Annotated in this window: 4 protein-coding genes and 5 pseudogenes; 5 read left to right on the forward strand and 4 right to left on the reverse strand. The window is 68.4% G+C overall.

The window, feature by feature from the left end; genetic code table 11:
* Positions 1-419: 419 nt before the first annotated feature.
* A pseudogene (locus tag AQJ27_RS44365) lies at positions 420-1,034 on the reverse strand (IS256 family transposase); the annotation flags it as partial.
* Between the two features lies 1 nt (position 1,035).
* Between AQJ27_RS44365 and AQJ27_RS55160 the strand changes: the two are divergent.
* Positions 1,036-1,155: pseudogene (locus AQJ27_RS55160) on the forward strand (LysR family transcriptional regulator); the annotation flags it as partial.
* 69 nt (positions 1,156-1,224) lie between these two features.
* Here AQJ27_RS55160 and AQJ27_RS44370 read toward each other — a convergent pair.
* A pseudogene (locus tag AQJ27_RS44370) lies at positions 1,225-1,997 on the reverse strand (oxidoreductase).
* Between the two features lie 779 nt (positions 1,998-2,776).
* Here AQJ27_RS44370 and AQJ27_RS44380 point away from each other — a divergent pair.
* Entirely contained in the window at positions 2,777-3,571 is a 795-nt protein-coding gene (locus AQJ27_RS44380) for an SDR family NAD(P)-dependent oxidoreductase (protein WP_067382603.1), read from the forward strand.
* Between the two features lie 279 nt (positions 3,572-3,850).
* Here the strand turns inward: AQJ27_RS44380 and AQJ27_RS44385 are convergent, their stop codons facing one another.
* A complete protein-coding gene (locus AQJ27_RS44385) occupies positions 3,851-6,616 on the reverse strand; it encodes a multifunctional oxoglutarate decarboxylase/oxoglutarate dehydrogenase thiamine pyrophosphate-binding subunit/dihydrolipoyllysine-residue succinyltransferase subunit (protein ID WP_425275276.1) in 2,766 nt (921 codons plus the stop codon).
* 1,047 nt (positions 6,617-7,663) lie between these two features.
* On the opposite strand from AQJ27_RS44385, the pseudogene AQJ27_RS59495 reads away from it, so the two are divergent.
* Positions 7,664-7,800 (forward strand): annotated as a pseudogene (locus tag AQJ27_RS59495) (IS5/IS1182 family transposase); the annotation flags it as partial.
* Between the two features lie 63 nt (positions 7,801-7,863).
* Here the strand turns inward: AQJ27_RS59495 and AQJ27_RS44390 are convergent.
* Entirely contained in the window at positions 7,864-12,396 is a 4,533-nt protein-coding gene (locus tag AQJ27_RS44390; RefSeq protein ID WP_067382610.1) for a CHAT domain-containing protein, read from the reverse strand.
* Between the two features lie 627 nt (positions 12,397-13,023).
* Between AQJ27_RS44390 and AQJ27_RS56885 the strand changes: the two genes are divergently transcribed.
* Both AQJ27_RS56885 and AQJ27_RS59500 read left to right on the forward strand, forming a co-directional pair.
* Positions 13,024-14,001: a hypothetical protein gene (locus AQJ27_RS56885; RefSeq protein ID WP_159064566.1), complete on the forward strand. Its 978-nt coding sequence runs from the start codon at positions 13,024-13,026 to the stop codon at positions 13,999-14,001.
* Between the two features lie 112 nt (positions 14,002-14,113).
* A pseudogene (locus AQJ27_RS59500) lies at positions 14,114-14,305 on the forward strand (IS5/IS1182 family transposase); the annotation flags it as partial.
* Positions 14,306-14,353 lie beyond the last annotated feature (48 nt).

Raw genomic sequence — 14,353 nt, forward strand, 5'->3', positions numbered from 1 at the left:
CGTGTGCTGGTGGACGGTCAGCGTGCTCGGCGACGGTCATGCGATTGCGGGATTGCATCAGCGGCGACGTAGTGACGAGACGATCAGCTCGTGTGTCTCCGACGTTCTCGCACGCTCTGTCTGTTCGCCTGGTGAGCATTTCGAGCGGCGCAGGCGTCACAACCGGCCCCTGCCCCCTCTCCGTCACGCCATCTTCCACCGCTGAGAGTTGCCTCCCGTGCAGTTCGCCGCCGAGACAATCATCGGGATGGAGCTTCCCGTCGTACACCACAAGATCCACTGCTGGCGCTCCCCGCCGCACTTCAACAGCGCCGGCCTCTTGTTGCTGCGGCTCCACCACCACTTCTCGTGAGCGCCGATGCTACAGCCGGTGACATACACGGCCCAGTCAGCCCGACCATCGAGGCATACCCCCCCCCGAGCGTCTTGACCTTGGGAAACTGCCGTCCGGGCATCTCGGCCACCACATCCGGCTGAGTGCGCACGGCCTCGGCGGTGGTCTACGCGACGGTGGTGCGGATGGTGGCCGCGACCATCTCCGCTGAGCCCTTGTCGATCACGCTGAAGACGTCGCGCACGAAGTGAACCCGACACCTTTGCCAGGCCGAGCCGAGGAAGACGGTGCGGAGCGCGGCCACCAGCCCACTGTGGCTGTCGGAGATGACCAGCCGGACGTTCTCCAGACCGTGGGCTCGTAAGGTGCGCAGGAATTTAGTCCAGAACGGCTTCGACCGGCTGTCGCCGACCATCAGACCGAGGGTCTCGCGGTGCCTGGTGGCCGAGATGCCGGTGGCGATGGCCACCCCCTGGGAGGCGATCCGCTGGTCCACCTGGGCCGTGCAGTAGGTGGCGTCCAGGAACACGTGAGGGAAGACCGTGTGATCCAGCGGCCGTTCCTTGAACCCGGCCAGTTCGGCATCGAGTTCACCGCAGATCCGCGACACCTCCAACTTCGAGATCCCGTTGTCCGCCCCGAGTGCCTTGCCAAGGTCGTCCACGCTGCGGGTGGACACGCCGTGCACGTATACCTCCACCGTGTCCCAGCCCGTCATCGCCGTGGTCCGACACAGCGCGGGCCCAGCGGAGACGGCCCTGCTCGAACTCCTGCGTCAGGAGACCTGGTCCGAGTCCGCTTCCTTCTCCTCGGTGTCCTGACGGCCGAGAAGGAGGCGGGCACCGCTGAATTCCTTGTGTCGAAACTGGCGTTCCGGAATGCCGTCGGCGTCAACCCCTGGGGAATTCACCGCCGTCCACGACGAGATTGCTCCCGGTCAGCCAACTCGCCCGGTCGGACATGAGGAACAACACCGCGTGGGCGATGTCGACGGGCTGACCATCGCGCCCCAGCGGCGGGGTCGTGTTGTCCTGGCCCGGCCCCGCGTCCAGGCACGCCCACTGCTCCCGCGTCGCTGCGCCGCCGGGGGTGGCGGTTCTGCCGGGAGACACGGTGTTGACCCGGATACCGAACGGGGCCAGCTCCGAGGCCAGTCCCCAGCTGTAGGCCCCCAGGGCCACCTTTGCCGCCACGTAGCGCAGGAACGATGGTGGCGTGAGGGTGACCGCAGCCGAGGAGACGTGCACGATCACCCCCGAACGCCGTTCCCGCATCCCCAGTGCCAGCAGCGAGTCCAGCCGCACCGACGCCAGGAAGTTCAAGTCCAGCGCGTCCTGCCGCTCCTCGTCGGGAATGGCCACGGCGCCGGCGTGCGGTCCGGCCCCGCGCCCGCGTTGTGGACGAGGATGTCCACCCCGCCGAGCACCTCGTGCGCGGCCGCGGCGAGCGCCTCCACTCCAGCCCGTGTCCGCACGTCGGCCGCCACGAAGGTGGCACCCTCCGGTACCGTGCTCGTCGCCGACCTGGCGGTCGTGAGCACCTCGGCGCCCGCGTCCGGGAGTTGGCGCACGACGGCCGCTCCGATTCCGCGAGAACCTCCCGTGACCAGGGCCCGCTTTCCCGCGAGTTCTCGCGTTCCCGATCCGTTCTCGATCGTGGTCATGCCACCGGTCCTCTCAATTATGTGTTCGTCCGCTCGGCGGAAGAAGGATCGACGTGTGCGGAGCGCGAATCTTCGGAGAAATCGCGGTCAGCACCTCGTCGAGCTGTTTCACGGTAGGTCCGGAATAGAACGAGAGGCAAAGACGAAATGTCAGCAGCTGCTATAGGGAATTCCTATGGCGCCCCGACCCCGAGCCGGTGATCATGTGAGTGTCCAGGTCCCATGAATGCCGAGCGAGACCGCGCCTTCCCTCATATATCCCCCATCCCCACCGCGTTGGAGCAACTGACCCGTGCCGAGGCGACAGCCCCGATCGCCGAGCGGCTCGCGCAGCTCCAGATCGCCGACAAGAGCTACGAGATCCCGACCTACGCCCCGCTGCTGAACACTCTCGACCTGGTGGGCGCGGGCTCGCGAGGAGGCAGCACCGACGTGTGTGAGAAGGGTGAGCCGCCAGTCCCCCGGGCCGCCGTCCGGCACGCCCCGCGCCAGTGTGCCGAGGGGTTGGACCAGGATGCTCTCCGGCATGCGCTTCCTGCAGCGAACCGAGAACGCCGCCCATTCAGAGTTCAGGTCTCTCGTCGAGGACCCTCGAGACCTGACCGACGAGGACGTCGACGCCAGTACGAGAAGTTCGTCACCAGCAAAGTCGAGAACGAGCCGTCGGCAGTCACCCGTACTGCCCCATCCCAGGGTTTCCGAACATGATCGGGCACTCCGAGGAGAAGAAGTGCCATGACGGCTGACAGCCGCCGAACCTATGTCGGGAAGGAAAAGACATGCTCCTGGACCTCACGGGACGGACCGCGTTGGTGACGGGATCCACCCAAGGCATCGGAGCCGCGATCGCGGCCGGACTCGCGCGGGCCGGCGCCCGGGTTGGAGTCAATGGACGCGACCGGGGCAGGGTCGAGGAGTCCATCGAACAGCTCAAAGCCGACGTGCCGGCCGGCGACTTCCTTCCGGTCACCGCCGATGTCACGTCCGAGGAGGGCGCCGTCGCCGCCCGGGAAGCCCTGCCGGACGTCGACATCCTCATCAACAATCTCGGCATCTTCGGCGCCAAGGACCCGTTGGAGATCACGGACGACGAATGGCGTCGCTATTTCGAAGTGAACGTGCTGGCCGCCGTCCGACTCACCCGTACCTACCTGCCGCAGATGATCCAACGGGGGTGGGGCCGCGTCCAATACATCGCAAGCGACTCCGCAGTGGTGATCCCCGCCGAGATGATCCACTACGGCATGTCGAAGACCGCCCTGCTCGCGGTCAGCCGTGGCTTCGCCAAGCATGCCTCAGGGACCGGCGTCACCGTGAATTCCGTCATCGCCGGCCCTACCCACACCGCTGGTGTGGAGGATTTCGTGTACCAACTCGTCGACCGCGACCTCCCTTGGGACGAGGCACAGCGAGCCTTCATGCGAGAGCACCGCCCGCAGTCGCTGTTGCAGCGCCTGATCGAACCCGAGGAGATCGCCAACATGGTGGTCTACCTGAGCTCCGACCTGGCGTCCGCCACCACAGGCGGCGCGCTGCGGGTGGATGGAGGGTACGTCGATTCCATCCTCCCCTAAGGATGGCCCGAACTCGATGACCCATGTCCGACGAGGTCGGCGCCGCTCCGTGCTTGGTACCCCGCTACCACGGGGGCACCAACTGCCGGGAGGCCGAGCGGGCCTCCGCCTTCAAAGCAGTCACTGCGGTGACGGCCAAGTGCCCTGTGCGCGGCAACAAAGCGTGCACAGGCCCCGTGGCCCCGGGCGCCCCTGGGATCGGTCCGGGAGGTGTCCGGGGCACAAGGCCGCGGGTTGTCGTGGTGGGGCCCGTCTTCCGAACCGTTGGGGGCGGCACGGTCAGTGGAAGGCCGACGTCACGAGGTCCTGCTGTTCGCCGGCATGCCGGCGGGCAGACCCCACGGCGGGCGCCGGCGCCTGCGGGCGGCTGACGCATACGACGGGACGGCCCGCCAGCCGGTGCACATGGGGGCCCACGAAGGACCATGCGCCTTGGTTTTCCGGCTCCTCCTGCACCCATCGCACCTCGGCCCCGACGGGGAAGCGGGCGAGTTCCGCGCCCAGCTCCTCCATGGGGAACGGGTAGAGACGCTCCAGGCGGACGATCGCGGTGTCCGACAGACCGGCGCTTCGCCGATGGGCGTCCAGGTCGTAGAAGACCTTGCCCGAACACACCAGCACACGTCTGATCCGGGCGGTGTCCGCCGTCTCATCCGGTATGACCGCACGGAACGCGCCCATGGTGAGCTCCGTCAACCCGGAGGTAGCCACCTTCGACCGCAGCATCGACTTCGGCGTGAAGACGACCAGTGGCCTTCTGCGCTCGTCGAGCGCTTGCTGCCTGAGCAGATGGAAGTAGTTGCCCGGTAGGGAGGGCATGGCGACGGTCATGTTCCCTTGCGCGCAGAGCTGGAGGAACCGTTCGATCCTGCCGGAGGAGTGGTCGGGCCCCTGTCCTTCCAGGCCGTGCGGCAGCAACAGCGTCACTCCGGAGCGCTGGCCCCATTTCTGTTCGGATGACGCTATGTACTCGTCGATCACGGCCTGCGCGCCGTTGGCGAAGTCGCCGAACTGGGCCTCCCACAGCACCAGAGCGTCGGGCCGCGCCAGTGAGTAGCCGTACTCGAAGGCCAGGGCGCCCAGTTCGGACAACATCGAGTCGTAGGGTGCGAAGTCGGCAGCCCGCGAGCCGAGGGAGCTCAGTGGCGTGTGCTCCGCGCCGGTGCGCCGGTCGGTGAGTACGGCGTGCCGTTGGCCGAACGTGCCACGGCGGGAGTCCTGCCCGGCCAGCCGCACCGCAACCCCGTCCAGCAACAGGGAGCCGATGGCCAGTGTTTCCGCGGTGGCCCAGTCGATCGTTCCCGCATCCAGCATCGTGGTCCGCCTCTGGAGCTGCGGAAGAACGCGCGCGTGCACGGTAAAACCTCCCGGCACAGCGGTCTGGGAAGCGATCACCTGGCGGGCGGTGGCCTCCGTGATCGCGGTCGCCGCCTGGGAGGCGGCCGCATGCTGAGCGTTCACGGGGTTCGTGGCGTTCAGGTGGTTCACGGGCGTCGGGGAGGGGGGCGCCGGACGCGTCCGGGTCTGGGTGAAGGCCCGTGCGAGGTGCCCCTGATAGTCCCGCAAGGCGCCTTCCACCTGCCGCTCGGTGATGTCCCCCCGGCGGACAAGCGCCTCGGCGTACAGCTTGCGCACCGAAGCCCTGGCGTCGATGCGGTCGTACATCGCCGGCTGCGTGATGGAGGGATCATCGACCTCGCTGTGCCCGTGACGCCGATAGCAGACCAGATCGACGACGACGTCCTTGTGGAACGCCTGACGATAGTCGAAGGCCACGCGCGCGACCCGGACCACGGCCTCGGGGTCGTCTGCGTTGACATGGAAGATGGGGGCCTGGACCGTCCGTGCCACGTCGGTGGCGTATGCGCTCGAACGGCCGTTGGCGGGCGAGGTGGTGAAGCCCAGCCGGTTGTTGATGACGATGTGGACCGTCCCGCCGGTGCGGTAGCCGGGCAGCTGGGACATGTTCAGCGTCTCGAAGACCACGCCCTGACCGGCGAACGCGGCATCGCCGTGGACGGCGATCGGCAGGACGGGGAAGGCTTCGCCACCGTCTGCGGCCCTGTCCTGCTTGGCGCGCACCACCCCCTGGGCCACCGGCCCCACGAGCTCCAGATGCGAGGGGTTCGCCACCACGCAGACCGCGATCATGCCGCCGTCCAGCGCACGGTAGGTCCCTTCCGCACCGAGGTGGTACTTCACGTCGCCGGATCCCTGGACCGACCGGATGTCCACCGCGTCCTCGAACTCATCGAAGATCTCTGCGTAGGACTTGCCGATGATGTTGGCCAGCACATTGAGCCGACCCCGGTGTGCCATACCGATGACGGCTTCCTTCACCCCGTGCCCGATGGAGCGCAGCAGCAGGGCGTCGAGCAGCACGATCGCCGACTCGCCGCCTTCGAGCGAATACCGCTTCTGTCCCACGTACTTGGTCTGCAGGAACGTCTCGAAAGCCTCTGCCGCACCCAACCGGTAGAGAATCTGCAATTGTTCGGCGACGTCCGGCCGGGGCTGAGGCGATTCGATCCGCTGCTGCACCCAGCGGCGTTCCTGAGAGCTCTGGATGTGCATGTACTCGGTGCCGACGGTACGGCAGTACGAGTCCTGCAGCGCATTGAGCACATCGCGAAGCGTCATGGTGGCCTGCCCCGCGAATCCGTCGACGACAAAATCTCTTTGCAGGTCATCGCCCTGGAGCCTGAATGCCGTGAGCTCGAGTTCCGGATGCGCGGCCACCCGTCCTGCCGTGAGCGGGTCGGTGTCGGCCACCAGATGTCCGCGGACTCGATACGCCTCGATGAGCGCGGCAACGCGGACCGCTTTGACGGCCGCCTCGTCCGTACTCTCCTGCGCGGTCGTCGCACTGTTGCGCGCCTCTCGGCGGGCCGCGGGGATCGGGGAGGCGAACAACTCTCTCCAGGTCCGGTCGACCGAGCCGGGGTCGTTCAGATATCGCTCGTACTGCTCGTCCACGAGCCATTCGTTGATTCCGAATTCCAGCCCGTGGAGCGCCGGCTGTCCCGCGCGTGATTGCGATGCCACTGGGTGGATCGCCTTCTTTCCTCATTCGCAATGATCGATGACGGACACGGCCGGACCCCCGGTCGTCATTCATCGTGCCCGCGGGCTTCGCTTTCCGCTGGTGGTATCCGCCGTGGAGGCGAAACCGTCCGACCGCGTCGTACCACCGACGCTATGGCATAGCGGGAGCCGAGCAAGACACCCCGGAATGCCATAACGCCGTCACATCAGGACATCGCAGCAGTAAGGCGGCCTCCGCGTGGAATGCTTCCACGCGTAGCCGAATCCTGATCATCGGCCGCCGCGCGTCCCCGAGGTGAACTGCGGTTGCGGCCCAGTCTGCCGTCGCACGGCAATCCCCTCCCCCGCGCCCCATGCACCCGAGACGGAACAGTCGTCCAGGTCACACGCTCGACGCTGTCCGCCGCTCCGGCATCACCGGCCCCCGGCCGGCAGGTCGGCGACACCAACCTCGGATGAGACCCGTACCAGGCACACACAGGGCCGACACCGCTGTCGTCACACATGAACAGGCAGGACAACAGGCAGGACAGCGAACGACACCCTCGACTTCTTCCAACCCGAACTCGTCGTCATCGTGCGCGGAGAGGGCAAGTGGGAGCACGCCGGCCGCACCTGTCGCAGTATCTTCCGCGATCCCACCCGCGGCCTCGTCTTCACCGGGATCAACAAGACCCCGCCCTCCGCACCTTCGGACCGGCTGGCGGGCGTCCTCAGCCACACGCAGGACGACTTCCAGCGCTTCGTGATGGTGCTGGTCCGCATCCATGCGCTCAGCGGCACCGACATCCGCAGCCAGCTGCTCACCGACCTTGACCTGTCCCGCGAGCATCTCGTCGTACGACGCCCCGGACAACGGCACACCATCTACCCGAACAAACTCACCTACCGCTACGCCTCCGCATGGCTCCGCGAACGCCACCTGCGCTGGCCGGTCACGACCAACCCCCATCTGTGTTCGGCATCGCCTCCTACACCGCGATGCGGTACATCACAGCGGCGCGCCCTGAACGCACCGCACAACTGCCTCGTCAAAGAGCTGGCAGAGGCGCGAAGGACGCTGTCGGCAGGACGACCCGTGATCCCCGACGGCGGCTATCGCGGTACCGGCCTGGAAAGAAGGGCACAGCGCCTCGTACCGCAAGGTCCGTGCCTGCGTCGAGCGCGTCTTCGCCCGCATGAAGACCTGTCCCCGGGCAGTCGACTCCTCTCGGCAGCCGGTACGCCCTTGCGATACGGATGGTCTTTCAAGCACCTGCGTGTACATGGGCGGCCCATAGCAGGGGGGCTTGCGTGCGGTCGAAAGGAGCCGGCAGCCCGAGGCCGTCACGGATCTGACGGAGTGCTGTGTGCAGCGCTCGGGCGGACTCTGCACAGTCCGTCCCCACCGCGTCGGCCTGCAGGCCGGCGTAGAAGAGAGCGGCGACGGTCACCGCCATGTCGTCGTCGATCTCCCACAGGGTTCCGATGACATTCGGGATGCCGGCGAGCTGGAAGGCGGAGGTCAGATGGATGGCTTCGTCCAGCAGTGCGGGTGTGTCGACGACCGCGGTGCGACAGGCGGACAGGTAGGCCAGCCTGGTCCGGTCGAGTGCGACAGGTGCGAGGGAGGCCACGGTGAGCGGGTCGTCCGCGTGGTCGTGGAGCAGCAGCAGGCTCCTCGATGGATCGACGGGATCGCTGTCACCATGGCAGGCGAAGTGCGCGATCGCGCACTCCGGCAGGCGCGCCAGCACGTTGTCCTTCGTCGGCACGGCCTCTGCCGGATCGCCCGAAGCTCCGTCGGACTCGGGCTCCCGGAGGAGCACGGGACTGGGCAGACGGTCCAGCAGCATCGCAACTTCGGCCTCGACGAAACCCAGCCGCCCGCCGCCGGGGAGCCCGGGAGTGGTCGGCATCGCCACGATCAGACTCCGCGGACCCGTGGGCGGCTGCGCCGCAGGAGTCTGCGAGCGTTCGCGGGCGTAGCCCAGCGCGCGCACCGTGGGGATGTAGGACGAGACGGCCCGGTCCATCACGGTTCGTGGCCGTGGGCCCCCGGTCTTGTCCGTGTGGTGGCCTGCGGCGTGCACGGGCAGTTGTCCCAGTAGTCCGCCCGGCGCCCACCACACCCGCGGCAACAGCTCCTTGCCGGAATCGCCGCGCTCGACCGTCAGGTGGCCGTCGCGTTCCAGTGTTTCCATCACATGGCCGACAGCCTCGTCCCATAGCCACTCGAGGACCTTGATGAGGGTGGCCTGTGCTGCTTTCCGGATGTCGTGGTCGGTGCCTGACACCGCGAGCTGCCGCGCCTGCCGGAAGACGTCGGTCTGCTCCGTCACCCGGGCCGGGGAGAGGCCGGGCAATTCAAGGGCGGTGATGCCCTTGGAGGTGAGCAGCAGGGCGTCGCTGCGGTGGTCACTGATGTTGAACACCACCACCGGGCCCTGGGCCGCTTGGGCAAGGAGGTCCTTGGTGGATGGCGGCAGCGCGAAGGAGGTGAAACCGTCCAGCGAGCGGATCTTGTCCAGGACGGCGGTGAACTCCTCCACGGTCACTCGCCGGTCCCGTACCAGCCGAAGTGTGTGATCAGCGGCCTCAGCGGCCTCAGCGGCTTCTGCGCCCACTTCGCCGACCGCCATGGTCGTGGGCTCGTCGAGGCGCTCTCGCAGTTCCATGAACCGTCGGGCGAGCCCTGGATGGCGCTCACGCAGGGTGGTCAGGTCGGTGCGGGTTTCCAGGGCCTGGCCGAGCAGGACCGCCCGGCTGGCCTCCAGAAGCCTCAAGGCCTGCTCTGCCCGCTCCGCATCATTCCCGACCGCGGAGGCCAGGGCCAGCGCGGCGGCTTCGCCGGCCAGGCCGGCGAAGCCGCCGATCGTGTACTGCTGGTCGCCGCGTTCCAGACGGCGTGCAGTGGTCTGGGGCAGGAGCAGCACCGCTGCTTCCGCTGCCTGTGCCGCCCGTTCCCCGTCGCCGGACGCAGCCAGGAGGCGAGCGGCGCTCCATCCTGCTCGAACGCGCAGGGAGGGTGGCGCCGATTCCGTCCATGCCACTTCCAGCCAGCAGGACACCGCCTCACTGAGGTCGGCTGCCGCTCCGGTCCGCCTGCGCCTGGTCTCGAGCGCGTTCCCGAGGTTGAACAGCCACAGTGCCCAAGTGGAGTGGTCGGCGGGAGCGATGGCCACCGCCGAACGGAAATGCTCGATGGCGGTGTCGAGGTCCGCCGGGACACTGGTCCGCCTGAACCGTCCCAGCAGGGCGCTGCCGAGGTTGGACAGCCGTGTCGCCCGACCGGGGTGGTCGGCGGGGGTGGCGGCCAGGGCCTCCTGACCGATCACGATCGCCGCGTCCAGGTCGGCCCGCACGCCGCTGCGCTCGACCCCTCTCAGGAGTACGACGCCGAGGCTGGACAGCCACATGGCACGGCTGGGGTGGTCAGCGGAAGTGGCGTCCACGGCCTGCCGGAGGTGCGCGATGGCCGCTTCCAGATCTGCCGGCGTTCCGGTCCGTTCAAACCGCATGTGGAGTGTGGCGCCGAGGGAGGCCAGTCGCATCGCGCGGGCGGGGTGGTCCGCGGGGGTGGCGGTCAACACTTTCTCCAGCACCATGACGGCGGTGCCCAGATCCGCCAGCCCTCCGGTTCGCTCGAACCTCCTTCTCAGCGCGCTGCCGAGGTTGACCAGCAGCAGGCTACGGTCGGGGTGGTCATGTGGGGTGGCGGCCACGGCGTCGCGAAAATGGTCAATGGCGGTGTCCACGTCCGCCAGTGCACCGGTGCGTTCGAACCTGCTGCGCATCGCGCCGCCCAGGGCGTTCAGCCTGCCGACCCGGTCGGGATGGTCGTGCGGGGTTGCGGCCACCGCCTCGCGCTCCACCGCGACTGCCATGTCGAGGTCGGCCGCCTCGCCGGTCCGCTCAAACCTCATGTGCAGTCCGTTTCCGAAGGCGTGCAGCATGCCGGCACGGTTGGGATGGTCGGCGGGGGTGGCGACGAGTGCCTCCCGGGTGTGGCAGATAGCCAGGTCCAGGTCCGCCGGCTCGCCGGTCCGCTCGAACCTCCTGTGCAGCGCGGTGCCCAGGTTGGCCAGCCACATAGCGCGGTTGGGATGGTCGGCGGCGGTTGCGGTCACCGCCTGCTGTCCCGCCTCGATGGCCGCCTCGAGGTCCGCCAGAACTCCCGTTCGTTCGAACCTCTTCCCCAGGGCGGTGGCGAGGGCGGACAGTATTGCGGGTCGGTCGGGGTGGTCGGTGGGGGTGGCGGCCACGGCCGCACGCTTCACGGCGACGGCGGTCTCCAGGTCTGCGAGCGCACCGGTCCGCTCGTACCTCGCCAGCAGCACGCTGCCGAGGCTGAACTGTAGTACCGGGTGGCGGGGGTGGTCCTCGGGGGTGGCTGCCAGCGCTTCTCGGAAGTGGCCGATGGCCAAGTCCAGGTCCGCCCGCTCGCCGGTCCGCTCGAACCTACTGTGCAGTGAGTTCCCGAGGCTCAACAGCCGCTTCGCGCGCTCCGGATGATCGGTGGGGGTGGCGGTCACCGCCTCACGCCCCACCGCGACAGCCGTATCCAGGTCCGCTGCCGTCCCCGTCCGCCTGTGCCTGGCCAGCAGCGCACTCCCGAGGTTGGACTGCCGCGTCGCACGGTCGGGGTCGTCGGGCAGCGAAAGGGCCACCGCTTCCCGGAAGTGGCCGATGGCCAGGTCCAGGTCCGCCAACTCGTCAGTCCGGTCGAACCTCTGGTGTAGTGAGCTCGCGACGTTCGACAATCGCATCGCCCGCTCCGGATGACCGGCCGGCGTTTCCGCCACTGCCTCCCGCCCCACCACGACTGCCATGTCCAGGTCCGCCCGGACCCCGGTCCGGGCATACCGTCTCGACAGCGCATTCCCGAGGTTCGACAGCCGCATCGCACGGTAGGGGTGGTCGGCAGGGGTAGCGGCCATCGCCTCACGCCCCACCGCGACAGCGGCATCCATGTCCGTCGGCGAGCCGGTCCGTTCGAACCGAAGTCCCAAAGAGCTTCCGAGATGGGAGAGAATTGTCGCGCGGTCGGGGTCGTCGGCTGCGGCGACAGCCACCGCCTCCCGCCCCATCGCGACAGCCTCGTTCACATCGGCCAGAGCGCCGGTCCGCTCGAACCTCAGCAGCAGCAGGCGCCCGAGGGAGGAGAGCGTCCTTGCGCGGTCGGGGTCATCGGCGGCGACCATGGCCGCCGCCTCACGCCCCACCGCGACAGCGGCGTCCAGATCCGCCGGCGTGCCGGTCTGCCTGAACCTCTTTCCCAGGGCGCTCCCGAGCATCGACAGCGCGGTCGCACGGCTCGGGTGGCCGGCCTGAGTGGTGGCGACCGCTTCCCGGAAGTAGCCGATAGCGGTGTCAATGTCCGCCGGCACGCCGATGCGCTCGAACCTCACCTGCAGCACGAGCCCGAGTACCGTCAGAAAGGATGCGCGGTCCGGGTGGTCGGGTGAGTCGACCACGATGCGGCGCCACAGATCCGCTGTGCCGGAGAGCAAGTCCGGGTCGAGGGACACCTGTAGGCGCTGGAACATCTCGAAGGCCCGCGGGACAGCGGCATAGGCGAGGAGGGGCTGCAGCAGTTCCGGAAGCCCGGCCATGCCGATGACGTAACACGGGGTGAATGCCTCGACGGCGGCGTTCAGTTCCGCGTCACAACTGTTTGCGGGCAACGCCTGGTAGCGGTACCAGTGGAACCAGCCGAGGAGGAACCCGGCTTCCGGGTCGCCAGGGCCGTGGTGCGCCGCCAACTGCCCTGCCTCGCGCAGAGCTTCGGACTCCAGCACGGGTGACAGGTCACGACCCTGGCCTGTCCGCTCCAACCGTGCTCGCAGCGCAGCCAGTCGTTCGTCGCGCATTCTTCCCCCCTGGATGCTCACGCTCTGCGATAGTAGTGGCACGCTTCGTGAGGTGGCGGCCTGTCGTGTGGATACGCTGGCCGCAAAGCGGCCGGACAGCCTCATCGACACCGGCAGGGAGCGGTTCGGACCAAGGGAAGCGGGGGACGTGTGACTGAAGAGACGGCGCAGCGGATGGCGATCGTCTGCGCGAACGTGGAACATATCCGCCGGCGTCTGTGCGACAGCCCGGCCGGGGACGACACGGTTCTCCAAGAACTGCTGAACACTGCACGCGGCGGCGGGGAGGTAGCGGGCCCCGTGAACGTCTTGCACAGTGTTCTGCAGGCCCTCGGCGACCTCCAGGGCCTCAGCACGTACACGATCCGCAGGCGCACAGGAGATCGCGATGTGCACCCGGCGGGCACCGACCGTGAACGCCCATCAGAGCCGGTGTACCTGTGCCCGGCCACGCGGTGCGCACGCTCCTGGTGGCCGCAGGGACCCGTCCCAGTGCCCCACTGCGCGATCAGCGGAGAAGCACTTCGCCGGGACCAGTTGTAGCCGATGGGCGGCATGCTGTCAGAACTCGGCAAGAAGCTCGCCGAACGATGGTTGTCCCTGCTCGTCCTGCCCGGTGCCCTTTACCTGGCGGTCGGCGCCACCGCCCTCACCCTCGGCCAGGCACACCCCTTCGACCTGCACCGCCTGACGGGCCAGATCACCTCGTGGGCCATCGCCCCCGCCACCGGCACCGCCGGCGGCCAAGTGGTGCTGCTGGCCGCCTCGCTGGCGGGAGCCGCAGCTGTAGGACTGGCCGCCCAGACACTGGGCTCCCTGACCGAACCGCTCCACCTCGCCGCCGACTGGCCCATCTGGCCACCAGGCCTTCGCCATCTCGCGCAGTGGGCCACCGGACGCCGGAGAACCCGTTGGACGGATGCCGCCGTGTCTTGGCACCGTCACCGGGATGAAGCCGCCGCCGCCCGCGCCCGCGGCGCACGGACAACTCCCCTCCCACGGTACGCGGCCCGCGCAGCGATGACCCGCATCTCGCCCGAGCGCCCCGAACGACCCACCTGGAGCGGTGACCGCATCCACGCCGTGGCCGTGCGGCTGGAGCGGGACTACCACCTCGATCTGGCGGCCCTGTGGCCGCACTTGTGGTTGTCGCTGCCCGACAATGTCCGCACCGAGATCTCAGCCGCCCGCCAGGCCCTCACCCGGGCCACCACCCTGACAGCCTGGGCTGTGCTGTACCTACTCCTTGTCCCGTGGTGGTGGCCCGCCGCCGGAATCACGGCCGCCCTCGTCATCACCAGCTGGCGCCGCACCCGCACCGCCGCCGACACGTACGCCACTCTGCTGGAGGCCGCCGTCCGCCTCCACGCCCGCGACCTCGCCGGCCAGCTGGGCCTGGACTGCGATTCCCTGTCCCACGAATCCGGCGACGCCCTCACGCGCCACCTGACTCCCAGCGCTCCCCCACGGCCACCGGATGACACGACGTCCATCGGCCGCCCCCGATCCGCGCGCGAAGACAGCAGCCACTGAGCCCCTTCCAACCTGGCTGTGAGATCGAGCGGTTGCGGTGACGGGGCAACGAAAACTCAGGTAGATGGGTTGTCGACTAACAACTACCTTCTCCGCCTAGAGCCCCCGAGCCATTGCCCACCCATCCGGGCTGCATCTGTCCAATTCCGCACTCCGACTGCTGCGGCGGGGGTTGGCCGCTCGGCGACGACTGATCGGCACCCGGCGGCGGCTGACCTGCAGCCGCCAGGCGCCGACGACCCTGGCCCACCTGCGCTGCAACCACACTTTTGCCGAGCTCGCAGCCAGATTCCGCTCGGGCCTACCCCCAGCCGCACCGCCGCGCGAAATCAAAAACCAAGCTGCGAAGGAA

The sequence above is a fragment of the Streptomyces olivochromogenes genome, from assembly GCF_001514115.1.
In the GTDB taxonomy this organism is placed as follows: domain Bacteria; phylum Actinomycetota; class Actinomycetes; order Streptomycetales; family Streptomycetaceae; genus Streptomyces; species Streptomyces olivochromogenes.